Here is a 26208-nt window from a genome sequence, read left to right as displayed (position 1 = left end):
CCTTGGGGGAAGGTGCCCCGCAGGGGCGGATGAGGGTACGACCGCCAACAACGCGAGAAGTCCGAGCTTGGGCTCTTGCGAATCCCCACTCCCAACTCGCCAATCTCAGCCGTCAAGCCAATCCCCAATCCTGACTCCCCAATCCCCGCCTTCCAGCTACTATCGCCCCCTCTCCGTTACCCCCATTTCCGCTGCGCATGACCGCAATTCCCGATCCCCAGCAGCGTGTCGCCGACTTGCGCCAGCGCATCGACGACGCCAATCACCGCTACTACGTGCTCGACGACAACGCCATTCCCGATGCCGAGTACGACGCGCTGATGCGCGAGTTGGAGGCCCTGGAAGCCGCGCACCCGGAGCTGGCCAGCGCGGACTCGCCGACGCGCAAGGTCGGTGCGCGGCCGGACGGCGGCTTTCCCGAAGTGCGCCACGCGATCCCGATGCTGTCCCTCGCCAATGCCTTCGAAACCCCCGGCGTGGCCGAGGACGCCGACGACCGCACACGCTTCGCCGAGGTCGCCGATTTCGAGCGCCGCATCGAGCGCGAACTGGACCTGGCCGCGCCGGTGTTCTCGGTGGAACCGAAGCTCGATGGCCTGGCGATCAGCCTGCGCTACGAGGACGGCGTGTTCGTGCAGGGCGCCACCCGCGGCGACGGCAGCACCGGCGAGGACGTCACCGCCAACCTGCGCCAGGTGCGTTCGGTGCCGCTGAAGCTGCGCGACCTCGGCGTGCCGCCGCCGGCGGTGCTGGAAGTGCGCGGCGAGATCTACATGCCGCGCGCCGCCTTCGCCGCGTGGAACGCGCAGGCGCTGGAGCGCAACGAAAAGCTGCTGGCCAACCCGCGCAATGGCGCCGCCGGCTCGCTGCGCCAGCTCGATCCGGCGGTCACCCGGCGCCGGCCGCTGGCGTTCTTCGCCTATTCGGTGGGCGAGGTCCGCGGCCTGGAACTGCCCGAAACCCATTCGCAGACGCTGCAGCTGCTGCGCGACTACGGCTTCCCCGTCGCCCCGGAGGCGGACACCGCCACCGGCTTCGACGGCCTGATCGCGTATTTCCGCCGCATCGGCGCCGCTCGCGACAGCCTGCCTTACGACATCGACGGCGTGGTCTACAAGCTCGACGATTACGACCAGCAGGAGGCGATGGGCTTCGTCTCGCGCGCGCCGCGCTGGGCGCTGGCGCACAAGTTCCCGGCGCAGGAACAGTCCACCGTGCTGCGCGCGATCGAGGTGCAGATCGGCCGCACCGGTGCGGTCACCCCGGTGGCGCGGCTGGAGCCGGTGCAGGTCGCTGGCGTCACGGTTACCAACGCGACGTTGCACAACGCCGACCAGATCGCGCGGCTGGACGTGCGCGAAGGCGACACCGTGATCGTGCGCCGCGCCGGCGACGTGATCCCGGAAGTGGTGCGGGTGATCGAGGAACGGCGTCCGCCGGGCACCGCGCCGTGGACGATGCCGGCGGCGTGCCCGGTGTGCGGTTCGGAACTGGTCAAGGAAGAGGACGCAGTGGCCTGGCGCTGCAGTGGCGGCCTGGCCTGTGCGGCGCAGCGCAAGGAGGCCGTGCGGCACTTCGCCTCGCGCCGCGCCATGGACATCGAAGGCCTGGGCGAGCGCCAGGCCGATGCCCTGGTCGAGTTCGGCTTCGTGCAGTCGCTGGCCGACCTGTACGCCTTGAGCGTGGAGGACCTGGTACGGATGAAGGCCGCGCTGGACGCGGCCACCGCCGCCGACTTGCTGCAGGCGGTGGAGGACAGCAAGGGCGCGCTGGCGCTGGACGCGGGCGGCCGCGCCGCGTTGGAGGACGAGGCCGCCCAGTGGCGGCGCGCCGACTTCCTGCGCGCACACCTGGCAGTGGACCTGGGGGGCAAGCTCGCGACCAAGTGGGCCGAGAATCTGGTCGCCGGCATCGACGCCAGCCGCGCCACCACGCTGCCGCGTTTCCTGTTCGCGCTGGGCATTCCGCACCTGGGCGAGACCACGGCCAAGGCGCTGGCCTACTGGCTGGGCTCGCTGGCGTTCGTGCGCAGCACCCCGGCGGTGCTGCTGCAGGCCTTGCCGGACATCGGCGGCGAGGTGGCGCGCTCGATCGCCACGTTCTTCGAGCAACCCGGCAACGCCGCGGTGGTCGATGCGCTGATCGCCGCCGGCATTCGCTTTTCCGACGAGGGCACGCCGCCGGCGGAATTGCGCGAGCGCCTGGACCTCGCGCATCTGCTGGGCACGCTGCCGGTGGACAAGCTCGGCGGCAAGAGCGCGCAGCGCCTGGCCGCCACCTACGGCACGTTGCACGCGTTGTTGGGCGCCAACGAAAGCGGCTGGACCGGGGCGGGGCTGTCCACGGCCGGCGCCGCCAACCTGGCTGCGTACCTGGCCGATCCGGCACAGAAGCAGGCGCTGTTGGACGCCGAGGCGGCGATGCAACGCCTGCTCGATGCCGCGCCGGCGCAGACGCAGCGTCGCGCCGGCCCGCTGGATGGGCAGACCGTGGTGCTGACCGGCACCCTGACCGCGCTGACCCGCGACGAGGCCAAGGCGCAACTGGAGGCGCTGGGCGCCAAGGTCGCCGGCAGCGTATCGAAGAAGACCGCGTTCGTGGTCGCCGGCGAGGCTGCCGGTTCCAAGCTCGACAAGGCGCAGGAGCTGGGCGTGGCGGTGTGGGACGAGGCGCAGTTGCTGGCGTTCCTGCAGTCGCAGGGGCAGGGCGCATGAGCGCGCTTGGCACCACGCAGGAGGAACTGCGCTGGCGCACTGCTGGCGCGGCCGATCAGCCGGCCTTGCTGGCGATGCTGCAGGCGTTCTACGCCGAAGACGGCATCGCCTTCGATGCCAAGCGGGTGACGCGCGGCCTGCAGGCGCTGCTGGCGCAGCCGGCGCTGGGCGAGGCGCTGTTGTGGCTGGCGCCGGACGGCGCGGTGGTCGGCTATGCGCTGATCACCGCCTGCTTCAGCGTCGAACTGGGCGGGCGCTATCTGCTGCTCGACGAGTTGTACCTGGGCCCGGCCGCACGCGGCCGCGGCTGGGGGCGGCGGGCGGTGGCGCTGGTCGAGGCGCGCGCCCGCGCGCTGGGCGTGGACGTGCTGCGGATGGAGGTCAACCACCACAACGCCGCCGCCAAGCGCCTGTACCTGGGCCTGGGCTACCGCGACGACGCGCGCGATCAACTGAGCCGCCGGCTCGACACGGCGCCGTGATGGAGCTGCTATCTGTCCTGCAATTGCGCGCCCGGCTCAACGCCGCCATCCGCGGCTTCTTCGCCGCGCGCGGCGTGCTGGAAGTGGAAACCCCGATGCTGTCGGCGGCCGGCAATACCGAGCCGAACATCGACAGCTTCCAGACCCGCTTCAGCGGCCATGTCGACGCCGGTCCGGCGCTGCGCTGGCTGCGTACCTCGCCCGAGTATCCGCTGAAGCGGCTGCTCGCCGCCGGCATCGGCGATTGCTACGAACTGGGGCGGGTGTTCCGCAACGGCGAGGCCGGCGGCCGCCACAATCCCGAGTTCACCATGCTTGAGTGGTACCGGGTCGGCTGGGATCACCGGCAACTGATCGAGGAAACCGTGGAGCTGGTGCGCACCGCGCTGGCCCTGGTCGGGCGCAGCGCCACGCTGCAGGTGCTCAGCTATCGCGAGCTGTTCCAGCAGGGGCTGGACCTGGATCCATTCGCTGCGCCGTTGGAGGCGCTGCAGCAGCCGCTACGCGAGATCCGCATCGATGCCGACGGCCTGGGCCGCGACGATTGGCTGGACCTGCTGATGACCCACTGCCTGCAGCCGGCGTTCCCGGCCGACCGCCTCACCGTGGTCCACGATTGGCCGGCCAGCCAGTGCGCGCTGGCGCGCGTGCGCGACGGCGACCCGCCGGTGGCCGAGCGCTTCGAGCTGTACCTGGGCGGCTACGAACTGGCCAACGGCTACCACGAGCTCAACGATGCCGCCGAGCAGCGCCGGCGCTTCCTGCGCGACCATGCGCTGCGTCAGGCGCGCGGCGCGGTGCTGCCGCCGCTGGACGAGCGGCTGCTGCAGGCGCTGCCGGCCTTGCCCGACTGCGCCGGCGTCGCGGTCGGCGTGGACCGGCTGCTGATGGCAATGCGCGGCACCGCGCAGATCGGCGAGGTGCTCGCCTACGATTTCGCGCATGCCTGAACCGGCCGTCACGTGTTTTCGCGGCGCGTTGTTGCGTTGTCCACACCGATGATGGTTTGATCGGGCACGGCAAGCGCACGCTGCGCGCCAGCAGGTCTTCGTTGTTCAGGTTCTAGGCATAGGGGCAGAGCCAAGCATGAAGTGGGCGTACGGGCTCGGTGGCTGGTGTTGGCTGGGGTTGGCGGCAAGCGTGTGGCCGATGCCGTCGCCGGCGCAGGACACCGATGCCTACGATGCCGCGGTGGTCCGCTGCGAGTCGCGCGACATGACCTGGGTGCATTGTCCGATGTCCACCGACCAGGGCGTGCAACTGGTGCGGCAACTCTCCGACAACGACTGCATCCGCGGCAGCGAGTGGGGCTCCGACGCCACCGGCGTGTGGGTCACCCTCGGTTGTCGCGCCGAATTCCGTCCCAATCCGGTGGAAGCCCCGCGCAGCGCGATGCGCCGCGTGTTGCGCTGCGAGTCCGATGGTCGCCTTGAGAGTTGCCCGGTGATGCTGCGCGGGGCGCCGGTGCGGCTGATGCGGCAGTTGTCGTCGGTGCCGTGCCGCGAGGAGCGCAGCTGGGGCGTGCGCCGCAACGAGATCTGGGTCGCGCGCGGCTGCCGCGGCGAGTTCGAGATCGGCGCCGCCGACGGCTCCGGCTTCCCCGCCGGCCCGCGGCCGGTGCTGTGCGAATCCAAGGGCAAGGCGCGGCGCCGCTGCGGCGTCAGCGTGCAGGATCGTGTCGAACTGCGCCGGCAATTGTCCGGCGCGCCCTGCGTGCAGGACGACAGCTGGGGCTGGGACCGCGACGGTATCTGGGTCGACAAGGGCTGCCGCGCCGAGTTCAGCGTCAACTGATCGCTGGCGCGGCGTTGCGACACCGCGCGGCGTCCTCAATCCGCAATCGCCGGCGTTTACAATGGCGCGATGAACGCCGCCCTCGATATCGATTACGCCCGCTACGACCATATCCGCCCGATCCTGTGGACCGGCGACGCGCTGGAGCTGCTGGACCAGCGCAAGCTGCCGTTCGCGGTCGAACACGTGCGCTGCACCGACAGCGACCAAGTCGCCGCGGCGATCCACGCCCTGGCCGTGCGCGGCGCGCCGGCGATCGGCATCGCTGCAGGCTGGGGCACGGTGCTGGCCGCGCGCGAGGTGCAGGCCGAGAACGGCGCCGAGGCGTTGCTGAAGCTGGAGCCGGCCCTGCAACGGCTCAATGCCGCGCGCCCGACCGCGGTCAACCTGGCCTGGGCGCTGGCGCGCATGCGCGGCGCCCTGGGCGCGGCAGGCAGCGACTGGCAGGCCGTGCTGGAGCGCGAGGCGCAGGCGATCGCCGAAGAGGATCTGGCCGCCAACCGGCACATGGGCGCGCTTGGTGCCGGCCTGATCGTGCCGGGTAGCGGCGTGCTGACCCATTGCAACACCGGCTCGCTGGCCACCGCCGGCTTCGGTACCGCGCTGGGCGTGATCCGCGCCGGCGTCGCCCAGCAGCGCATCGCCAAGGTGTTCGCCGGCGAGACCCGGCCGTGGCTGCAGGGCGCGCGACTGACCGTGTGGGAGCTGCAGCAGGACGGCATCGACGCCACCCTGATCGCCGATTCGGCGGCCTCGCACCTGATGAAGACCGGCGCGGTGCAGTGGGTGATCGTCGGCGCCGACCGCATCTGCGCCAATGGCGACACCGCCAACAAGATCGGCACCTACCAGCTGGCGATCGCCGCGCGCCACCATGGCGTCAGGTTCATGGTGGTGGCGCCGTCGTCCACCGTGGACATGGACACCGCCGACGGCGCGCAGATCGAGATCGAGCAGCGCGATCCGGGCGAGCTGTTCGGCGTCGGCGGCACCCGCACCGTGGCCGACGGCATCGCCGCCTGGAACCCGGTGTTCGACGTGACCCCGGCGGACCTGATCGATGCCATCGTCACCGAGCGCGGGGTCATCGAGCAGCCGGACCCGGCGCGCATGCGCGCCGCCTTCGGCGGCTGAGTTCCAGGGGAGCGCCGCCGCGCCCGGCAGAGGCGGCCGATGGCGCGCAAGTGCTTGTTCGCGCCGGCAAAAACCGGGCAATCGGGCGCCCGTCATGATAGAATCCGGCGGTTCGATCGACCGCCGTGCGCCGTAGGCGTGCGGCCGCGGCGGGCCCGCCTGTCGCGGGCCGGCGTGGTGGTCGATCCGCCACCAGACTTACGGAACCCGAATGGCAGAATCCGCCAAGGAAATCATCCAGGTCAACCTGGAAGACGAGATGCGCAAGAGCTACCTCGATTACGCCATGAGCGTGATCGTGGGGCGTGCCCTCCCGGATGCGCGCGACGGCCTCAAGCCGGTGCATCGCCGCGTGTTGTTCGCGATGAACGAGTTGGGCGCGCACAGCAACAAGCCCTACTACAAGTCGGCGCGTATCGTCGGCGACGTCATCGGTAAGTACCACCCGCACGGCGACCAGTCGGTGTACGACACCCTGGTGCGCATGGCGCAGCCGTTCTCGCTGCGTTACCTGATGGTGGACGGGCAGGGCAACTTCGGTTCGGTCGACGGCGATTCCGCGGCGGCGATGCGTTACACCGAGGCGCGCATGTCGCGGCTCGCGCACGAGATGATGGCCGACATCGACAAGGAAACCGTCGATTTCCAGCCCAACTACGACGAAAAGGAACAGGAACCGTCGGTGATGCCGACGCGCTTCCCGAGCCTGCTGGTCAACGGCTCGGCCGGCATCGCGGTGGGCATGGCCACCAACATCCCGCCGCACAACCTGACCGAGTCGATCAACGCCTGCCTGGCGCTGATCGACAATCCGCAGATCGACGTCGACGGGTTGATGGAGCACATCCCCGGCCCGGATTTCCCGACTGCGGGCATCATCAACGGCACCACCGGCATCGTCGCCGGCTACCGCACCGGCCGCGGCCGCGTGCGCATGCGCGCCAAGGCCGAGATCGAGATCCAGGACAACGGCCGCGAAGCGATCGTGGTCACCGAGATCCCGTACCAGGTCAACAAGGCGCGGCTGATCGAGAAGATCGCCGAGCTGGTCAAGGAAAAGAAGCTCGAAGGCATCAGCGAGCTGCGCGACGAGTCCGACAAGGACGGCATGCGCATCTACATCGAGGTCAAGCGCGGCGAAGCCGCCGACGTGGTGCTGAACAACCTGTACCAGCAGACCCAGATGGAGTCGGTGTTCGGCATCAACATGGTGGCGCTGGTCGATGGCCGCCCGCAGCTGATGAACCTCAAGCAGATGCTGGAGGCCTTCGTCCGCCACCGCCGCGAAGTGGTCACCCGCCGCACCATCTTCGAACTGCGCAAGGCGCGCGCCCGCGCGCACATCCTCGAAGGCCTGACCGTCGCGCTCGCCAACATCGACGAGATGATCGAGCTGATCAAGACCTCGGCGAACCCGAACGAAGCGCGCGAGCGCATGCTGGCCAAGACCTGGCAACCGGGCCTGGTCGGCGCGCTGCTCAACGCGGCCGGCGCCGAGGCCTCGCGCCCGGAAGACCTGCCCAGCGGCGTCGGCCTGGTCGGCGGCGGCTACCAGCTGACCGAAGTGCAGGCTACGCAGATCCTGGAAATGCGCCTGCACCGCCTGACCGGCCTGGAGCAGGAGCGCCTGACCGAGGAATACAAGCAGCTGCTGGACGCCATCGCCGGGCTGATCCGCATCCTGGAAAATCCGGACGTGCTGCTGCAGGTGATCCGCGAGGAATTGGTCAACATCCGCGAGGAATACGGCGATGCACGCCGCACCGAGATCCGCCACAGCGAAGAGGATCTGGACATCCTCGACCTGATCGCGCCGGAAGACGTGGTGGTGACCCTGTCGCACGCCGGCTACGCCAAGCGCCAGCCGGTCAGCGCCTACCGCGCGCAGCGCCGCGGCGGCCGCGGCCGCAGCGCGGCGGCGACCAAGGAAGAGGATTTCATCGACCAGCTGTGGCTGGTCAACACCCACGACACGCTGCTGACCTTCACCAGCAGCGGCAAGGTGTTCTGGCTGCCCGTGCACCAGTTGCCCGAGGCCGGGCCGAATGCGCGTGGTCGCCCGATCGTCAACTGGATTCCGCTGGAGAACGGCGAACGCGTGCAGGCCGTGCTGCCGGTGCGCGAGTACGCCGAGGGCCGCTACGTGTTCTTCGCCACCCGCAACGGCATGGTCAAGAAGACCCCGCTGAGCGAGTTCGCGTTCCAGCGCAAGATCGGCAAGATCGCGATCAACCTGGACGAGGGCGATGCGCTGGTCGGTGTGGCGCTCACCGATGGCGAGCGCGACGTGCTGCTGTTCGCCTCCAACGGCAAGACCGTGCGCTTCTCCGAACGGCCCAAGGACGACGAGGCCGATGATGCGGCCGTCGACGAGGTCGGTGTCGACGACGGCGCCGTGGCCGACGACGAGTCTGCGGGCGAGGAGGGCGACGACGCCCGTGGCGCGCGGCGCAAGAGCCGCGGCGGGGTCAAGCCGACCGGTCGCAGCAGCCGCGGTGTGCGCGGCATCCGCCTGGCCAAGAGCGAATACGTGGTCAGCCTGATCGTGGCCGAGCCGGCCGTGGGCCAGGACGAGGACGCCGACGACGTCGACGCCGCGGCGGACACCGAGGTCGAGGCCGAGGCGCGCAATGGCGACGAGGCCGATGCCTACATCCTCACCGCGACCGAGAACGGCTACGGCAAGCGCACCCCGCTGGGCGAGTATCCGCGCAAGGGCCGCGGCACCCAGGGCGTCATCGGCATCCAGACCAGCGAGCGCAACGGCAAGTTGGTCGGTGCGGTGCTGCTGAGCACCCGCGACGAAGTGCTGCTGATCTCCGACGGCGGCACCCTGGTGCGGACCCGCGCCTCGGAAATCTCCCGCGTCGGCCGCAACACCCAGGGCGTGACCCTGATCCGCCTGTCCAAGGGCGAGAAGCTGCAGGCGGTGGAACGCCTGGACGGCTCGCTGGTCGAGGAGGACGTGCTGCCGGGCGAGGAGGGCGCCGCCGAAGGCACTGGCGAGGCTGCACCGCCGCAGGCGTGATCCGCTGCTGAGCGAACGACGACGCCGGCCTCGTGCCGGCGTCGTCGTTTTCGGAGTGGCCATGACGATGCGGGCGACTTGCTTCGCGCGCACCCCGGCGGCGCCACGACTGTCACGCGTTGTGCCGCTGCGCCACATCGCCTGCCACCATGCCGTCGGGCAATCGCTGCTCTCCACGACACATGCCGCGTGATGCCCAGGTCGGCGCCGCATCACGAAGACCGCAAGATTGCGTGTCACTGTGTGTCGCCCGGAAACGCGTGATGTTCACTTGCAGCCTGGGATAAACGCGAGGCGGCGCGCGTGCGCCGCTGCCACGGCGGATGTTCCGCGTGGCCGTGTCCTGCAAGGAGTGGCAATGAACGAATTCGAACGAACGCAGCGTCGCGGCGGCTGGCCGCTGCGCCTGCTCGGCGGCGCCTGCGCGCTGATCGGCGTGGTGCTGGCGATCGGTGGCGCCTGGCTGCTGGCGATAGGCGGCTCCTGGTACTACCTGGTCGCCGGCCTCGGCCTGACGATCTCCGGCGTGCAACTGTGGCGCGCGCGGCGCAATGGTGCGCTGTGGTTTGCGGCGACCTTCCTGCTGTCGCTGCTGTGGGCGGCATGGGAGTCGGGCACCGATTACTGGCGCTGGGTGCCGCGCATGGGCCTGATGGTGTTTCTGGCGCTGCTGCTGGCGTTGCTGCTGCCGCGGCTGGACCGGCCGTTCTCGCGCAGGTTGTCGCGCTCGCTCGCCGCGGTGCTGGCGCTGGTGTTCGTCGGTGCGTTCGCGCTGGCGTTCCTGCCGTACGGCGTGACCGAGGCCGACGGCACGCTGGCGCATGCGGCGGGCATGGCCGCGGCGCTGGCGACCCCGCGCACCGGCGCGCAGCCGGCCGACGCGCCCGCCGATGCCGACTGGGCCGCCTACGGCCGCGACAATGCCGGCAATCGCTACACGCCGCTGCGGCAGATCGCTCCGGGCAACGTGGCGCAGTTGCGCACCGCCTGGACCTTCCGCACCGGCGACCTGCCGGACAAGCGCTGGGGCGCGGAAACCACGCCGCTGAAGATCGGCGACAGCCTGTACCTGTGCAGCGCACGCAACCAGCTGATCGCGCTGGATGCGCGCAGCGGCCGCGAGCGCTGGCGCTACGATCCCAAGGTGGCCGACAAGGCGATCCCGTACACCGCCGCCTGCCGCGGCGTCAGCTACTACGCGGTGCCCGGGGCCGAGGCGACGGCGTCGACCGCGTGCCGCCAGCGCATCATCGAAGGCACTTTGGATGGGCGCCTGATCGCGGTCGATGCCGCCGACGGCAAGCCCTGCGAGGACTTCGGCCAGCACGGCCAGGTCGACATCACCGTCGGCATGGGCTCCACGCCGCCCGGCTACGTCTCGATCAATTCGCCGCCGACCATCGTGCGCGGGGTGGTCGTCACCGGCCACCAGGTGCTGGACGGACAGAAGCGCTACGAACCGTCGGGCGTGATCCAGGGCTTCGATGCGGTGACCGGCGCGCTGCGCTGGGCCTGGGACATGACCCATCCGGACTGGACCGGCGCGCCGCCGCCGGGGCAGACCTGGACCCGTGGTACGCCCAACATGTGGACCAGCGCAGCCGGCGACGAGAAACTCGGCTACGTCTACCTGCCGATGGGCAATTCCTCGGCCGACTACTGGAGCAGTTCGCGCACCCCGCAGGAAGACCGCTATGCGACCTCGCTGGTCGCGCTGGACGTCACCACCGGCAAGCCGGTGTGGAATTTCCAGACCACCCATATCGACGTGTGGGACTACGACCTGGGGTCGCAACCGACGTTGCTGGATTTCCCGCACGACGGCACCACCGTGCCGGCGGTGCTGCTGCCGAGCAAGCAGGGCGAGCTGTACGTGCTCGACCGGCGCACCGGCAAGCCGCTGGTCGGGGTCGAGGAACGCGCGGTGCCGGGCGGCGGCGTGGAGCCGCAGCGCCGCGCCAAGACCCAGCCGTTCTCGCTCTACCACTCGCTGCGCAAGCGCGACCTGACCGAGCGCGACATGTGGGGCATGACCCCGATCGACCAACTGGTGTGCCGCATCCAGTTCCGCAGTGCCAGCTACAAGGGCATTTACACGCCGCCGGAAGCCGACCGCCATTCGATCGAGTACCCAGGCTACAACGGCGGCTCGGACTGGGGCAGCGTGGCGGTGGATCCGCAGCGTGGGGTGATCGTCGCCAACTACAACGACATGCCCAACTACAACCTGCTGGTGCCGCGGGCCAAGGCCGACAAGCTGGGCTGGGCGCCGCGCGACCAGGTGCGCGGCGACAGCGGCGGCGCCGAGGGCGCCGGCGATCCGCAGGCCGGCACGCCGTACGCGATCAACGTCAACGCCGGCTGGCGCCTGCCGTTTACCGGGCTGCTGTGCAAGCAGCCGCCCTACGGCGGCATCCGTGCGATCGACCTGGCCAGTGGCAAAACGCTATGGGACCGTCCGTTCGGCAGCGCGCGCGGCAATGGCCCGTTCGGCATCCACTCCGGCTTGCCGATCGAGATCGGCACGCCCAACAACGGCGGCGCCGTGGTCAGCGCCAGCGGGCTGATCTTCATCGCCGCGGCGACCGACGACCTGATCCGCGCGATCGACCTGGCCAGCGGCAAGACCCTGTGGCAGGCCAAGCTGCCGGCCGGTGGCCAGGCCACGCCGATGGTGTATGCGGTCGACGGGCGCGAGTACCTGGTCATCGTCGCCGCCGGCCATCACTTCATGGAGACCAAGCGCGGCGACTACGTGATCGCCTATGCGCTACCGCCGGCAGGCTGATGCGGGCCGTCGCTGCGAGGTCGCGATGCGGCTTCGCGGCGGCGGGGCGGGGTGGATGCGGGAAGGGGGTGATTGGCCTCCTGCCGTCGATCACGCCGGTCGCCTCGCGGTGTGTCCAATCACGGGTATGCGATGCGTCATAGCAGCGGCTGAAGCCGCCCCTACGAGAAAACATCGCGATACGCTCAACTCGCGCCGGCGTCTACTCCAACTGATCGCGGGCAAACGCCGCGTCCAGCGCTTCCATCGCATCGCGCGGCTTGAGCTTGGCGGCCTTCTCGAACGCCGCGGCGGCGTCTTCCTCGCGTTTGTCGCCGTACAGCAACAGCAGCACGTTGGCGTGTTCGACGTGGGCGATCGGCGCGTCCGGCACCAGCTTCAGCGCCTGCTGGATATGCTGTTCGGCGGTGGCGGCCTTGGCCCCGTAGGTGAGGCCGCCGATCATCGCGCCGACCTTGCCGATGATCTCGGCGTGGTACAGGGCCAGCGCCATGTGCGCCTCGGCATGCTTGGGCTCCAGCTCCAGGGCCGCTTCCAGCGAGGCGCGCACCTTGCTGGCGATGCCCTGCTTGAGCGCCTTGACGATGCTCAGGCCCTGGCTGTAGCGACCGAGTGCGAAGGCGTGGCGGTAGTGGCTGTTGGCCTCGTCCGGCAGCGCGGCGATCGCCGCCTCGGCCAGCGTCGCGGCCTGCTGCAGCCGCTGCAACTGCTCTTTTTCGTCCTCGACCAGATAGCCGGCGTGGATGCCGATCGCCTTGACCGCGACCGAGGCGCCGAACACGCCCAGCGCCTTGCCGGCCTCGTAGGCCTGCTGGAACTGCCCCTGGTGGAACGCCCGCCAGGCCTCGATCAGCGCGGCCGACAGGGTCTGCGCGTCGTGGCCCTTGCCGGCCTTGCCGGCTGCGTCGAGCAGGGCCTGCGCGCGTGCCGGGTCCGGATAGGGTTCGCGGTCGCCAGCGTGCAGCTTGGGCCACGCTTTTTTCAGCGCCTCGCCGGCGTAGGCGTAGGCCTTGGCGTCGTACGGAAACGGCGCCCACGCGCCCGATTTTGCTGCCATGTGGATCTCCCTGTGCGGCGCCGGGCCACGGCGTCCGCGCCGAGCATGGCGCCGCTGCCGGCGCGTGGCAAGGGTGCGGCGCCGATAGTGTGTTTGCTCAAGCCGCCGGCGCCAGCATGGTGCGCATCGGGGCCACTGCCGGCCTCTCTGGAGATCCTGCGATGGCGACCAAGAAGCGTTCCCCCTCCGCGCTGCGGCCGGACCGGCTGAACCCGCGGCACCTGTGGCTGGCCGGGCTGGGCGTGGTCGCGCTGACCCGCAAGCGCGCGCTGGCCGCCGCCGCCGATGCCGCACAGGGCGCGGCGACGCTCAAGGCGCTGGCCACGCAACTGGCCGACGAGGCCGAGAGCAGCGTGCGCGAGGGCGCGGCGGCGCTGCGTGGTCAGGTGCAGCCGTTGAGCGCCGAGGTCGAGGCGCGCCTGCAGCCGGTGCTGGTCAAGCTGGGGTTGCAGGCGCGTCCGCAGTCGCGCAAGCGCGCCGCGACGGGCAAGCGCGGCGCCAAGCCGGCGGCGGCCAATCGCAGCCCGGCCAAGCGCGTGACTGGCCGTCGTCGCGCTGGCGCCTGACCCGGCGCCTCCGTACGCATGGCGGCCGGCCACGCTCGGGCATACTCGCCGGCCACGACCTGACGAGAGACGGCACCATGCAGATCCGGCCCGCCACGCTTGACGATGCCGAGGCGATGGTCGCGGTGCAGGACGCGATCTTCGCGGCCGGCCTGCGCAAGGCGCCGACCGATCTGGCGACGGTGCGCGCGACCTACCTGCAGCATCCCGATCGTCTCCAGTGCGTGCTGGCCGAGGACGCCGATGGGCGTGTCCTCGGCTTCCAGTCGCTGCGCATCGCGCGTCCCGGCAATGCCTACGACGTGGCCGAGGGCTGGGGCATCATCGGCACCCACGTCGACCCGCGCGCGGCGCGCCGTGGGGTCGGCAGCGCGCTGTTCCGGGCCACCTATGCGGCCGCGCGCAGCGCCGGGCTGGCGCAGATCGACGCCAGCATCGCCGCCGACAATGCGCTCGGGCAGGCGTACTACGAGGCCATCGGCTTTCGCACCTACCGCACCCCGCCGGGCCTGGTCTGCAAGGTCTACCGGCTCGACGGGCCAGCCGCGCAGGCTGCCGCCGACTGAGCGGCACCGCCCCGCCTGTGCTTGCGCGCAGGGCAGGGCGCTTCAATCCAGATAGGCGTCCATCAACGCGGTCAGGTGCGCGCGTTCGGCGTCGCGCAGGAACGGCGCGACCAGTTGCATCACCTGCACGATGCCGTGGCGGATCGCCACTCGCTCGTCCTTCTCGCCGCGCGCGGCCGCGTAGTTGAGCCAGAACGTGGCCACCACCAGCACGTTGGTGGCCACGCCGCCGCGTTCCTGGGCGCTGGCGCGCATCGCGCCGGTCTGCGCGAGTCCCTCGAACACCGCCTGCACGCTGGCGTCGGCACGGCGCAGGATGCGCGCGAAGCGCAGGCGCAGGCGCCGGCTGCGGCTGAGGATCTCGACCAGGTCGCGGTACAGGAAGCGGTAGTCCCAGATGCACTCGAACACCAGGTGCAACTGCAGCCAGATATCCTCCAGCCCCGGCAGACGCGCGCTCGGCAGCGCCAGCGCCGCGTCCATGCGCTCCTCGTAGCGCGCGAACAGGTGCTCGATGATGTCGTCCTTGTTGCGGAAGTGGTAGTACAGGTTGCCGGGGCTGATCTCCAGCTCGTCGGCGATGTGGTTGGTGGTGACGTGCGGCTCGCCCTGCGCGTTGAACATCGCCAGGGCGGTCTCGAGGATGCGCCGCCGGGTGTCGCGGGCCATCAGGCCAGCAGCTTCTTCACCAGGTCCACGTATTTCTTCTGCGCTTCCGCCTGCGGCACGCCCTTGAGCTTGGCCCAGGCCTCGTACTTGGCGGTGCCGACGAAGTCGAAGAAGCCCGGCTTGGCGCCGCTGACGTCGCCCTCCGAGCCTTGCTTGTACAGCGCGTACAGCCGCAACAGGGTGTCGTTGTCGGGGCGCTCGGCCCGCTGCTTGATGTCCTGGACCGCTTTCTCGAAGGCCGCCTTGCTGTCTGCCATGATCCCGCTCCGCCCTGACCGGCAGGCATCACAGCACGGGCGGGAGGCCGGGTCAACGCGGGCCGCGGCCGGTGGCCGGCGCGGACGCCGCGGTTACAGCATCGACAGGGCGTCGGCCTGGCGGCTGTCGGCGACGCGTTCGTGCGCATGCGCGGCCTCTTCGTGCGCGGCCTGCGCCTGTCGCGCCAGCGAGGCCTTGGCCGCGATGGAACGGATCGCATCGGTGACTTCGGCCAGCGGCACCTGGGTGCTGAGCCGCTGGAAGGTGTCGCGGCTGTTGTAGCCGGAACCGTCGCGCAGGTACTGCTCGTACATGGTCAGCAGTTCGGTGCAGGCGGCGGTGAGGGTTTCCATGTTGTTGCGCGCCAGCGCATGGCCGACCTGGTCCAGGTTGTGCAGGCAGTCGGAGAGCCAGTGCAGGTCGTAGCGCGCGCTGGCCGGCTCCGGGCCGTTGTGGCCGCGGCTGTAGGCGCTGTAGCGGCGAATGCTGCGCGCCACGCGGGCGACGTGGGCGAGCAGGGTGCCGACTTCGTCGGCAATGTCGATCTGCGCCAGGGCGATGGTCGATGGCGGCGCGGCCGGGGGCGCCGCCGGTGCCGGCCCCGGCTGCGGGGAGGCGGGCGAAGGCGCCGCGGTCGGTGCGGCATTGGCGGACGCCGCCGCTGCGGGCGCTGCCTCGTATTCGTAGGTCGCGCGCAGGCGCTCGTGGTCCTGGCGCAGCGTTTCCAGTTCCTGCGCGCTGGCCGCGGCCTGCGCCTTCAGCTGGCTCAGCGCCGCCTGATACCGCGCGATCGTCTCCTTCGCAGTCGCGTCGCGCCGATAGGCATGCCCCAGACGCTGGAACAAGCCATGCGCGAACGCTGTGGCAACGGCAGCCCACAGCGCCACGGCAGGAGTGAGGTAGATCAGGATGCCCATGCAGGCTCCTTGAAACGATGCATCCCTTGTCGGCGCGGCTCGGCCGAACTTGAGGCTGTATCGTGCGAGGGGTGACGCAGTTCCGCTTTGCCGCGTCGTGCGCCCGCCCGCCGCGCGCAGGCGGCGGACGGGCGCCGGCCTCAGCGCAGGATGCCGGGCAGGTCCAGGTGCTTGTCGCGGGCGCAGTCGAGGGCGATGGCATACCCCGCATCGGCATGACGCATGACGCCGGTCGCGGGGTCGTTCCACAGCACCCGGGCGATGCGCTTGGCCGCCGCCTCGGTGCCGTCGCAGACGATGACCATGCCGGCGTGTTGCGAGAAACCCATGCCGACGCCGCCGCCGTGATGCAGCGAGACCCAGGTGGCGCCGCTGGCGGTGTTGAGCAGGGCGTTGAGCAGCGGCCAGTCGGAGACCGCGTCGGAGCCGTCGGCCATGGCCTCGGTCTCGCGGTTCGGCGAGGCGACGCTGCCGCTGTCCAGGTGGTCGCGGCCAATCACCACCGGCGCCTTCAGTTCGCCCTTGGCGACCATCTCGTTGAACGCCAGCCCCAGGCGGTCGCGGTCGCCCAGGCCGACCCAGCAGATGCGCGCCGGCAAGCCCTGGAACCGGATCTTCTCGGCGGCCATGTCCAGCCAGCGGTGCAGGTGCGGGTTGTCGGGAATCAGTTCCTTGACCTTGGCGTCGGTCCTGGCGATGTCCTCCGGGTCGCCGCTCAGCGCGGCCCAGCGGAACGGGCCGACGCCGCGGCAGAACAGCGGGCGGATGTAGGCGGGGACGAAGCCCGGGAAGTCGAAGGCATTGGCCACGCCTTCCTCCAGCGCCATCTGCCGCAGGTTGTTGCCGTAGTCCACGGTCGGCACGCCCAGGGCGTGGAAACCGAGCATGGCGCGGATGTGGTTGGCCATCGAGGCGCGCGCGGCCTGTTCCACCTCCTTCGGTGCGGAGACGCGCTTTGCGTCCCACTGCTCGACCGTCCAGCCCTGCGGCAGGTAGCCGTTGACCGGGTCGTGCGCGGAGGTCTGGTCGGTCAGCAGGTCCGGCTTGATCCCGCGCGCCAGCAGCTCGGCCAGCACGTCGGCGACGTTGCCGAGCAGGCCGACCGAGCGCGGCGTCTTCGCCGCGCAGGCCTCGGCGATCAGGCGCAGCGCCTCGTCCAGCGAGTCGGTCCAGGTATCCAGGTAGCCGGTGCGCAGGCGCATGTCGATGCTGCTCTTGCGGCACTCCACCGCCAGGCACGAGGCGCCGGCCATCACCGCGGCCAGCGGCTGCGCGCCGCCCATGCCGCCGAGACCGCCGGTGAACAGCCACTTGCCGGACAGGTCGCCGCCGTAGTGCTGCCGGCCCATTTCGACGAAGGTCTCGTAGGTGCCCTGCACGATGCCCTGCGCTCCGATGTAGATCCAGCTGCCGGCGGTCATCTGGCCGTACATGGCCAGGCCCTTCTTATCGAGTTCGTTGAAGTGGTCCCAGTTGGCCCAGCGTGGCACCAGGTTGGAATTGGCGATCAGCACCCGCGGCGCGTCGGCATGGGTGCGGAACACGCCGACCGGCTTGCCGGACTGCACCAGCAGGGTCTGGTCGTCGTCCAGGCGCTTGAGCGTCTCGACGATGGCGTCGAAGCTCTCCCAATCGCGCGCGGCGCGGCCGATGCCGCCGTACACCACCAGTTCCTGCGGCCGCTCGGCCACGTCCGGGTGCAGGTTGTTCATCAGCATGCGCAGCGGCGCTTCGGTCAGCCAGCTCTTGGCGGTGAGGGTGCTGCCGGTGGGCGCTTGGATGATGCGGGTGGCGTCGAGGCGGGTCATGCGGGAATCCTCAGGTGGATGCGCGGAAGGCGGAACGCGGTGCGCGCGCGTCAGTTGGCGGCGCGGGCGGATGCGGCGGGGCTGCGGACGAAGTCGAGGCAGGCCTGCAGCACCTGCTGCAGCACCGCGCGCAGCGGCGCGGCGTATTCGGGTTGCCACGGCGAGGGCCAGTTGCCGGGGTCGACCGTGTCGGGCTCGTGCATGTAGCCGCGGCAGGCCAGTTCCATCTGGATCGCGTGCACGCCGTCGGCCGGCGCACCGTGGTGGCGGGTGCTCCAGCCGCCCTTGAAGCGGCCGTTGCGCACGTGGCTGAAGCCGCTGCCGGCGCAGACGCGCTCCACCGCATCGGTCAGCGCTGTCGCGCAACTGCTGTCCACCGCGCCGGAGGCACCGGCGCTACCGATGTTGAATTGCGGCAGCTCGCCGTCGAACAGGTGCGGGATGCGCGAGCGGATCGAATGCGCGTCGTACACCACGATGGCCGGGTGCAGGGCGCGCAGGCGCGCGATCTCCGCGTCCAGTGCGGCGTGGTAGGGCGCGAACCACTGCGTGCGGCGCGCGTCGATCTCGGCCGCATCCGGCTCGGCCCCGGGCCGGTACAGCGGCTGCGCGTCGAAGGTGGTCAGTGGGCACAGCCCGGTGGTGTTCTGCCCGGGATACAGCGACACCCCGGCCGGGTCGCGGTTGACGTCGATCACCGAGCGCGAGATCGCGGTGCGCACGGTGGTCGCGCCCAGCGCGTTGGCGACGTCGTACAGCAGGTGCACCCACCAGTCGGCATCGCGCTGCGCCAGCCATGGCGAGACGAAACGGTCTGTCAGCGCTTCCGGCAGGTCGGTGCCGGTGTGCGGGAAGCTGAGGATCAGCGGCGCATCGCCGCGGTGCACAGTGAGCCAGTCGGGCAGGGATGTCATACGGCCTCGCGTTGTGCTGTTCTGTGGAAGCGGCTTCAGCCGCGAACGGGGCATTACCTGGTAAAGCCCGGTCGCGGCTGATCCCAAAAAGGGGAAGGGCTGCTCCTACGACGGGTTCTTCAGATCAGACGCTAACCTCGGGCAGCCGCATCCCCACCGCCGCGGCCAGCGCGCCGTCGCGCACCAGCGCGGTGGCGGCCAGCATGTCCGGATGGAAATAGCGATCGTCCTGCAGCGCCGGGACGCGGACGCGCAGTAGCGCGCGCGCCGCTTCCAGGGCGGCGCTGGAGCGCAGCGGCGCGTGGAAGTCGCAGCCCTGCGCGGCCGCCAGCAGTTCGATGCCGACCACGTTGGCCGCGTTCTCGGCCATCGCCAGCAGGCGGCGCGCGCCGTGCGCGGCCATCGACACGTGGTCTTCCTGGTTGGCCGAGGTCGGGATCGAGTCGACGCTGGCCGGGTAGGCGCGCTGCTTGTTCTCCGACACCAGCGCCGCGGCGGTGACCTGCGGGATCATGAAGCCGGAGTTGAGGCCGGGCTTGGGGGTCAGGAACGCCGGCAATCCGGACAGCGCCGGATCCACCAGCATGGCGACGCGGCGTTCGCTGATGGAGCCGATCTCGCACACCGCCAGCGCCAGCATGTCGGCGGCGAAGGCCACCGGCTCGGCGTGGAAGTTGCCGCCGGACAGCGCTTCGCCGGTGTCGCTGAACACCAGCGGGTTGTCCGACACGCCGTTGGCTTCGGTGGCTAGGGTGGTGGCGGCCTGGCGCATCACGTCCAGCGCCGCGCCCATCACCTGCGGCTGGCAGCGCAGGCAGTACGGATCCTGCACGCGCACGTCGTTGTCGCGGTGCGAATCGCGGATCGCCGAGGCGTGCATCAAATCGCGCAGCGCCGCAGCGGTGTCGATCTGCCCGGGCTGGCCGCGCAGCGCGTGGATGCGCGGATCGAACGGGGTGTCCGAGCCTTTCGCGGCCTCGGTGGACAGCGCGCCGGCGACCAGCGCGGCATGGAACACGCGCTCGATCTCGAACAGCCCGGCCAGCGCGTAGGCGGTGGAGAACTGGGTGCCGTTGAGCAGGGCCAGGCCCTCCTTGGCGCCCAGCGTCAGCGGCTGCAGCCCGGCCTGGGCCAGCGCCTGCGCCGCCGGCAGGCGCGCGTCGCCGACGAAGGCCTCGCCGACGCCGAGCATCACCGTGGCCAGGTGCGCCAGCGGCGCCAGATCGCCGGAGGCACCGACCGAGCCCTGGCACGGCACCACCGGGATCACCTCGTGGCGCAGCAGTGCTTCCAGCATCGACAAGGTTTCCGGGCGCACACCGGAGGCGCCCTGGGCGAGGCTGGCCAGCTTCAACGCCATCATCAGCCGCACCACCGGCACCGGCATCGGCGCGCCGACCCCGGCCGCGTGCGACAGCACGATGTTGCGCTGCAGGGCCTCCAGGTCTTCGCGCTCGATGCGCACGCTGGCCAGCTTGCCGAAGCCGGTGTTGATGCCGTACACCGGCGCGCCGGTGGCGACGATCGCCTCCACGGTGCGCGCGCTGCGCAGCACCGCGTCGGCGCAGGCCGGGTCCAGGCGCACGCTGGCGCCGCGGTACACGGCGCGCCACTGCGCCAGGCTGACCGCGCCGGGGCGCAGCAGGATCTCGTCGTCGCTCATTGTCCTCTCCAGATACGCGCATGCAGCGGGTTGAAGCCCATGCGATAGACCAATTCGGCCGGTTCGGCGATGTCCCAGATCGCCAGGTCGCAGGCCAGCCCGGCGCGCAGCCGGCCGACCTGATCCTGGCGCCCGAGCGCGCGCGCCGCCTCGCGGGTGAAGCCGGCGATGCATTCGGCCACGGTCAGCCGGAACAGCGTCGCCGCCAGATTCATCGCCAGCAGCGGGCTGGTCAGCGGCGAGGTGCCGGGGTTGCAGTCGGTGGCCAGCGCACGCGGCACGCCGGCGGCGCGCAGTGCGGCGATCGGCGGCAACTGGGTGTCGCGGGTGAAATAGAACGCGCCCGGCAGCAGCACCGCGACGGTGCCGGCCGCGGCCATGGCGGCGACGCCGGCGTCGTCCAGGTATTCGACATGGTCGGCCGAGCGCGCGCCGTAACGCGCGGCCAGCGCTGCGCCGCCCTGGTTGGACAGCTGTTCGGCGTGGATCTTCAGCGCCAGGCCATGGCGTTGCGCGGCCTGGAACACCTGCTCGGTCTGCGCCGGGGTGAACGCGAGGTGCTCGCAGAACACGTCCACCGCCTCGGCCAGGCCCTGCGCGGCGACCGCCGGGATCATGCGCTCGCAGACCTCGTCGATATAGGCCTGGGCCTCGCCGCCGGGCGGCACCGCGTGCGCGCCGAGGAAGGTCGGCGACACGTCCACCGGGCGCAGCTCGCCCAGGCGCCGCGCCACGCGCAGCAGGCGCAGTTCGTCGTCCAGGGTCAGGCCGTAGCCGGACTTGATCTCCACCGTGGTCACGCCTTCGGCCAGCAGCGCGTCCAGCCGCGGCAGGCTGGCGGCGAGCAGGGCGTCCTCGTCGGCGGCGCGGGTGGCGCGCACCGTGGAGACGATGCCGCCGCCGGCGCGGGCGATGTCGGCATAGCTGGCGCCGAGCAGGCGCTGCTCGAACTCGCCGGCGCGGTTGCCGGCATACACCAGGTGGGTGTGGCAATCGATCAGGCCGGGGCCGATCCAGCGCCCGCCGCAGTCGATGCTGCGCTGCGCCGACAGCGGGCCGGGCAACTGCGCGGCGGCGCCGGCGTAGACGATGCGGCCGTCGCGGCAGGCCACCACGCCGTCGTGGACCAGGCCCAATCCGCCGTCTTCGGCGTCCAGCGTCATCAGGTGTGCGTTGTGCCAGAGCGTGTCGCAGGGCATGGTCACGGGCAGGCTCGTCGGTTATTTTGTATATACAATATTGTGGTCGATGGAGGGTGTCCAGTGCAGACCCAGGCGCAGCAGCAGGCTGACGGCAACGCGGGATCGGGCGAATTCTGGTGCGCGCACGCGCTGCTGCCGCAGGGCTGGGCGCGCGACGTGCGCATCGGCGTGCGCGGCGGCCGCATCGCCACGGTGGAGCGCGACGTGGCCGCAGCCCTTGGCGATCAGCGCCTGGATATCGTGGTGCCCGGGCTGGGCAATCTGCACAGCCACGCCTTCCAGCGCGGCATGGCCGGGCTCACCGAGATCGGCGGGCGCAGCGGCGACAGCTTCTGGAGCTGGCGCGAGCTGATGTACCGCTTCCTGCAGCGGCTGAGCCCCGACGATCTGCAGGCCATCGCCGAGCAGGCCTACGTGGAAATGCTCGAGGCCGGCTTCACCCGGGTCGGCGAGTTCCATTACGTGCATCACGCCGCCGACGGCCGGCCCTACGCCGACCGCGCCGAGATGGCGCAGCGCCTGGCTGCCGCGGCACAGACCAGCGGTATCGGCATGACCCTGCTGCCGGTGTTCTACGCGCATGCCGACTTCGGCGGCGCCGCGCCGAACCCGGCGCAGCAGCGCCTGCTGCACGACGTCGACGGGTTCGCCGCACTGCTGGACGGCAGCCGCCGCGCCCTGCAGGGGCTGGACGACGCGGTGCTGGGCCTGGCCCCGCACAGCCTGCGCGCGGTCACCCCGGACGAACTGGCGGCGCTGCTGCCGCTGTGCGACGGCCCAGTGCACATCCATATCGCCGAGCAGACCCGCGAAGTCGACGCCTGCCTGGCCTGGAGCGGGCAGCGCCCGGTGCAATGGCTGCTGGCGCACGCGCCGGTGGATGCGCGCTGGTGCCTGGTGCACGCCACCCACGTCGACGCCGCGGAAGTGCAGGGCATCGCCGCCAGTGGCGCGGTGGTCGGGCTGTGCCCGATCACCGAGGCCAACCTCGGCGACGGCCTGTTCCCGATGCAGGACTTCCTGCGCGCCGGCGGCCGTTTCGGCGTGGGCTCCGACTCCAATGTGCTGATCGATGCGGCCGAGGAACTGCGCCTGCTCGAGTACGGCCAGCGCCTGAGCCTGCGCGGGCGCAACGTGCTCACCGGCGACACCGCGCTGTCCAGCGGCCGCCTGCTGTTTCAGTCCGCCGCACAGGGCGCGGCGCAGGCGCTCGGCGTCGCCCAGGGCCTGTGCGAGGGCGCCCCGGCCGATCTGGTCGAACTGGACGCCACGCATCCGGCCTTGCAGGCGCGCGACGGCGACGCCTGGCTCGACAGCTGGCTGTTCGCCGCGCGCGGCGGCGCGGTGCGTTCGGTCTGGCGCCATGGCCGCGAATTGGTGCGCGAGGGCCGCCACCTGCAGCGCGAGGGCGTCGCCGCCCGCTACGCGCGTGCGCTGACCCGGTTGCTGGACGCATGAGCCGCGACCCGCGCGCGCTGTGCGCTGCCTGCCGCTGCACGAACTGCCGATGACGCCGGCCGCGCCGACGCTGCCGCTCAGCCAGCGCATCCGCCGCGACATCGAGGCGCACATCCGCAGCGGCGCGTGGCCGCCCGGCCATCGCATTCCGTTCGAGCACGAACTGATGGCGCAGTACGGCTGCTCGCGGATGACCGTCAACAAGGTGCTGGCGCTGCTCGCCGACGCCGGCATGATCGAGCGCCGACGCCGCGCAGGTTCGTTCGTGGCGCGGCCGCATCCGCACATGGAGCAGGTGGCGCTGGAGATCCCGGACATCCCGGTCGAGGTCGCCGCGCGTGGCCATGCCTACCGTTTCGAACTGCTGGAGCGGCAGCAGCGCGCGCCGCGCGCGGCGTTGCCGCAGGAGGCCGAGGTCGCCACGGGCGGCAGCCTGCTGGCGCTGCAATGCCTGCACTACGCCGACGGCCGTCCGTTCGCGCTGGAAGAGCGGGTGATCAATCCGGTGGCGGTGCCGGAGGCCTTGCAGATGGACTTCGCGGTGACCGTGCCCGGCAGCTGGCTGCTGCAGCACGTGCCGTGGACCCGCGCCGAACACCGCATCAGCGCGGTCGGCGCCAGCGCCGCGCAGGCGGCGCACCTGCAGGTGCCGGCCGGCACCGCGTGTCTACTGATCGACCGCCGCACCTGGCGCGGCGAGCAGGCGGTGACCTTCGTGCGCCAGGTGTTCCTCGGCGACACCTACGACCTGGTCGCGCGGTTCTCGCCAGGCGCGCGCTGAGCTTGGCGCGCACGGCGACTGCAGGCAACTCATGTACGCCGGCGCGACGAAGGTGTCCGTGGGAGGCCATCGCGGTTGACGCCGCTCTTCCAGGACGCGATACGACGCGCGACGAGCACGGATGATGAGGCACGCGCAGTCGCCTCGCCGGTGCGCGATGCTGCGATGCCGCACGTTCGCCATACGCCGGCGTGCGTTTGTCCTGCCCGCCGCACTCTGGCAAGTTAGCGCCGGGGCCGGGCGAGGGGCCGTGGCCGCGGAACGAGGGATGGTTCGGCATGACGTATTTCGTGACAGGCGCCACCGGTTTCATCGGCCGCTACCTGATGGCCAAGCTGATGCGGCGCAAGGGCGTCGTGCATGTCCTGCTGCGCAAGGAGTCGCAGCGCAAGTTCGATGCGCTGGTGCGCGAGCAGGGCTGGGATCCCAAGCGCCTGGTGGTGCTGCACGGCGACGTCGGCGCGGCGTACTGCGGGTTGACCACGGCGCAGCGCAAGACGCTGCAGGGCAAGGTCAAGCATTTCTTCCACCTGGCCGCGCTGTACGACCTCACCGCCAAGGCCGAGGACCAGCGCATCGCCAACCTCGACGGCACCCGCAATGCGCTGGAACTGGCCGCGCAGATCGGCGCCGGCATCTTCCACCACACCAGTTCGATCGCGGTGGCCGGGCTGTACCCGGGCATCTTCCGCGAAGACATGTTCGAGGAAGCCGAGGGCCTGGACGATCCCTACCTGCGCACCAAGCACGATGCCGAGGCGCTGGTGCGCGCCGAGACCCGGATCAAGTGGCGCATCTACCGCCCGGCGATGGTGGTCGGCGATTCGCGCACCGGGGCCATCGACAAAATCGACGGCCCGTACTACTTCTTCCCGCTGATCAAGAAACTGCGCCAGCTGCTGCCGCCATGGGCGCCGATGCTGGGCATCGAGGGCGGACGGATCAACCTGGTGCCGGTGGATTTCGTCGCCGATGCGATGGACCACATCGCGCACAAGCCCAAGCTCGACGGCCACACCTTCCACCTCACCGACCCCGAGCCGCTGCGCGTGGGTGAGGTGCTCAACGTGTTCTGCCGCGCCGGCCACGCCCCGGAGATGACCCTGCGGGTGGACGCGCGCATGTTCGCGTTCGTGCCCTCCAGCATCCGCGCCGCGGTCGGCAGCCTGCCGCCGATCCGCCGCTTCACCGGCATGCTGTTGCGCGACTTCCGCATCCCGCGCGAAGTGCTGAAGTTCATCACCTATCCCACGCGCTTCGACAGCCGCGAGACCGAGCGCGCGCTCAAGGGCAGCGGCATCGCCGTGCCGCGGCTGGAAGACTACGCCTGGCGCCTGTGGGACCACTGGGAACGGCACCTGGACCCGGACCTGTTCGTCGACCGTTCGCTCAAGGGCAAGGTGCGCGGCAAGGTGGTGCTGATCACCGGCGGTTCCTCGGGCATCGGCCTGGCCACCGCGCAACGCGTTGCCGAGGCCGGCGCCATCACCGTCATCGTGGCCCGCGGCGAACAGGAACTGCATGCCGCACGCGATGCGATGAACGCCAAGGGCGGCAAGGTCTTCGCCTACACCGCCGACCTGTCGGACCTGGCCGATTGCGACCGCCTGCTCAAGACCGTGCTGGACGCGCATGGCCATGTCGACGTGCTGATCAACAATGCCGGCCGCTCGATCCGCCGCTCGATCGAACTCAGCTACGACCGCTTCCACGATTTCGAGCGGACCATGCAGCTGAACTACTTCGGCAGCCTGCGCCTGATCATGGGCGTGTTGCCGGGCATGACCGCGCGACGCAAGGGCCACATCATCAACGTCAGCTCGATCGGCGTGCTGGCCAACTCGCCGCGCTTCTCCGCCTACGTCGCCTCCAAGGCGGCGCTGGACGCCTGGAGCCGCTGCGCGCAGGGCGAGTTGTCGGGCAAGGGCATCAGCTTCACCACGGTCAACATGCCGCTGGTGAAGACCCCGATGATCGCCCCGACCAAGATGTACGACAGCGTGCCGACGCTGAGCGTGGACGAGGCCGCCGACCTGATGGTCAAGGCGATCATCGAACGCCCCAGCCGCGTGGCCACGCGCCTGGGCATCTTCGCCGCCCTGGTCAACGCCGTGGCGCCGAAGGCCTACGAGGTGGTGATGAACACCGCCTTCGAACTGTTCCCCGATTCGGCCGCGGCCAAGGGCGACCGCAAGGCGCTACGCGAGACCAAGCCCAGCCAGGAGCAGATCGCGTTTGCGGCGCTGATGCGGGGCGTCCATTGGTAGGAGCTGGGAATCGGGAATGGGGAGTAGGGAATCGGAACAGCGCTGGCTGCACGCGGTGCGGGTTCTGTCCTGTCAGGCAGGAACGTCACGGGTGCATGCTCGTTGCGTGCCGATAGCCCGCTCTACCGATTCCCCATTCCCG

20 protein-coding genes are annotated in these 26208 nt (G+C 70.6%); 12 read left to right on the top strand and 8 right to left on the bottom strand.

Annotated elements, in window-relative coordinates:
- Nucleotides 1-197: 197 nt before the first annotated feature.
- From ligA to CEK69_RS11995, 7 genes are all read left to right on the top strand, one after another.
- Nucleotides 198-2714 carry an NAD-dependent DNA ligase LigA gene (gene ligA / locus CEK69_RS12025; RefSeq protein WP_152245799.1) on the top strand — a complete coding sequence of 839 codons (2517 nt, stop codon included), beginning with the start codon at nucleotides 198-200 and terminating at the stop codon, nucleotides 2712-2714.
- Nucleotides 2711-3196 (top strand): GNAT family N-acetyltransferase, encoded by a 486-nt coding sequence (locus tag CEK69_RS12020; RefSeq protein WP_152245797.1) that lies wholly within the window; start codon nucleotides 2711-2713, stop codon nucleotides 3194-3196. Before ligA ends, CEK69_RS12020 begins: the two co-directional genes overlap by 4 nt.
- Nucleotides 3196-4146, top strand: coding sequence for an EF-P lysine aminoacylase EpmA (gene epmA, locus CEK69_RS12015; protein ID WP_152245795.1), 951 nt, complete (start codon nucleotides 3196-3198; stop codon nucleotides 4144-4146). The genes CEK69_RS12020 and epmA overlap by 1 nt, the downstream gene beginning before the upstream one ends.
- A 199-nt stretch (nucleotides 4147-4345) precedes the next feature.
- Entirely contained in the window at nucleotides 4346-4990 is a 645-nt protein-coding gene (locus CEK69_RS12010; RefSeq protein ID WP_017913558.1) for a DUF3011 domain-containing protein, read from the top strand.
- Nucleotides 4991-5059: 69 nt separating this feature from the next.
- Nucleotides 5060-6124 (top strand): S-methyl-5-thioribose-1-phosphate isomerase, encoded by a 1065-nt coding sequence (gene mtnA, locus CEK69_RS12005; RefSeq protein WP_043092145.1) that lies wholly within the window; start codon nucleotides 5060-5062, stop codon nucleotides 6122-6124.
- A 211-nt stretch (nucleotides 6125-6335) separates the two neighbouring features.
- On the top strand, nucleotides 6336-9152 hold the full coding sequence (gene gyrA, locus CEK69_RS12000) for a DNA gyrase subunit A (protein WP_152245793.1): 2817 nt from the start codon (nucleotides 6336-6338) through the stop codon (nucleotides 9150-9152).
- 358 nt (nucleotides 9153-9510) lie between these two features.
- Nucleotides 9511-11940: a membrane-bound PQQ-dependent dehydrogenase, glucose/quinate/shikimate family gene (locus tag CEK69_RS11995; RefSeq protein WP_152245791.1), complete on the top strand. Its 2430-nt coding sequence runs from the start codon at nucleotides 9511-9513 to the stop codon at nucleotides 11938-11940.
- A gap of 202 nt (nucleotides 11941-12142) precedes the next feature.
- On the opposite strand, the gene CEK69_RS11990 is transcribed toward CEK69_RS11995, so the two are convergent.
- Nucleotides 12143-12997: a hypothetical protein gene (locus CEK69_RS11990; protein WP_017908919.1), complete on the bottom strand. Its 855-nt coding sequence runs from the start codon at nucleotides 12995-12997 to the stop codon at nucleotides 12143-12145.
- 161 nt (nucleotides 12998-13158) lie between these two features.
- Here CEK69_RS11990 and CEK69_RS11985 point away from each other — a divergent pair, with 161 nt between their 5' ends.
- The gene (locus CEK69_RS11985) at nucleotides 13159-13563 is read left to right on the top strand and encodes a hypothetical protein (RefSeq protein WP_152245789.1); all 405 of its coding nucleotides are present in this window, start codon (nucleotides 13159-13161) and stop codon (nucleotides 13561-13563) included.
- A gap of 77 nt (nucleotides 13564-13640) precedes the next feature.
- Complete coding sequence (locus CEK69_RS11980; RefSeq protein ID WP_226975140.1) at nucleotides 13641-14129, top strand: GNAT family N-acetyltransferase; 489 nt, start codon at nucleotides 13641-13643, stop codon at nucleotides 14127-14129.
- Between the two features lie 42 nt (nucleotides 14130-14171).
- Here CEK69_RS11980 and CEK69_RS11975 read toward each other — a convergent pair whose 3' ends face one another.
- The 7 genes from CEK69_RS11975 to hutI all read right to left on the bottom strand — a co-directional run bounded on the left by CEK69_RS11975 (nucleotide 14172) and on the right by hutI (nucleotide 21557).
- Entirely contained in the window at nucleotides 14172-14798 is a 627-nt protein-coding gene (locus CEK69_RS11975) for a TetR/AcrR family transcriptional regulator (RefSeq protein ID WP_152245787.1), read from the bottom strand.
- Nucleotides 14798-15055, bottom strand: coding sequence for an acyl-CoA-binding protein (locus tag CEK69_RS11970; RefSeq protein ID WP_017909407.1), 258 nt, complete (start codon nucleotides 15053-15055; stop codon nucleotides 14798-14800). The genes CEK69_RS11975 and CEK69_RS11970 overlap by 1 nt, the downstream gene beginning before the upstream one ends.
- Nucleotides 15056-15148: 93 nt before the next feature.
- Nucleotides 15149-15973 carry a hypothetical protein gene (locus CEK69_RS11965; RefSeq protein ID WP_152245785.1) on the bottom strand — a complete coding sequence of 275 codons (825 nt, stop codon included), beginning with the start codon at nucleotides 15971-15973 and terminating at the stop codon, nucleotides 15149-15151.
- Nucleotides 15974-16113: 140 nt separating this feature from the next.
- Nucleotides 16114-17781 (bottom strand): urocanate hydratase, encoded by a 1668-nt coding sequence (hutU, locus tag CEK69_RS11960; RefSeq protein WP_152245783.1) that lies wholly within the window; start codon nucleotides 17779-17781, stop codon nucleotides 16114-16116.
- Between the two features lie 50 nt (nucleotides 17782-17831).
- Nucleotides 17832-18695: an N-formylglutamate deformylase gene (gene hutG / locus CEK69_RS11955; RefSeq protein ID WP_152245781.1), complete on the bottom strand. Its 864-nt coding sequence runs from the start codon at nucleotides 18693-18695 to the stop codon at nucleotides 17832-17834.
- A 124-nt stretch (nucleotides 18696-18819) separates the two neighbouring features.
- Nucleotides 18820-20358 carry a histidine ammonia-lyase gene (hutH, locus tag CEK69_RS11950; RefSeq protein ID WP_152245779.1) on the bottom strand — a complete coding sequence of 513 codons (1539 nt, stop codon included), beginning with the start codon at nucleotides 20356-20358 and terminating at the stop codon, nucleotides 18820-18822.
- Complete coding sequence (hutI, locus tag CEK69_RS11945; RefSeq protein ID WP_152245809.1) at nucleotides 20355-21557, bottom strand: imidazolonepropionase; 1203 nt, start codon at nucleotides 21555-21557, stop codon at nucleotides 20355-20357. Before hutI ends, hutH begins: the two co-directional genes overlap by 4 nt.
- A gap of 63 nt (nucleotides 21558-21620) precedes the next feature.
- On the opposite strand from hutI, the gene CEK69_RS11940 reads away from it, so the two are divergent.
- From CEK69_RS11940 to CEK69_RS11930, 3 genes are all read left to right on the top strand, one after another.
- A complete protein-coding gene (locus CEK69_RS11940) occupies nucleotides 21621-23018 on the top strand; it encodes a formimidoylglutamate deiminase (RefSeq protein WP_152245777.1) in 1398 nt (465 codons plus the stop codon).
- Between the two features lie 49 nt (nucleotides 23019-23067).
- Nucleotides 23068-23799 carry a histidine utilization repressor gene (gene hutC / locus CEK69_RS11935; protein WP_152245775.1) on the top strand — a complete coding sequence of 244 codons (732 nt, stop codon included), beginning with the start codon at nucleotides 23068-23070 and terminating at the stop codon, nucleotides 23797-23799.
- A 278-nt stretch (nucleotides 23800-24077) separates the two neighbouring features.
- A complete protein-coding gene (locus tag CEK69_RS11930) occupies nucleotides 24078-26066 on the top strand; it encodes an SDR family oxidoreductase (RefSeq protein ID WP_152245773.1) in 1989 nt (662 codons plus the stop codon).
- Nucleotides 26067-26208: the final 142 nt, after the last annotated feature.

This window comes from Xanthomonas sp. LMG 12462, from assembly GCF_009192885.1.
Taxonomy (GTDB): Bacteria; Pseudomonadota; Gammaproteobacteria; order Xanthomonadales; family Xanthomonadaceae; genus Xanthomonas_A; species Xanthomonas_A sontii.
The sequence above is the reverse complement of the archived record's forward strand: the minus strand, read 5'-3'. Positions and strand labels throughout refer to the sequence as shown.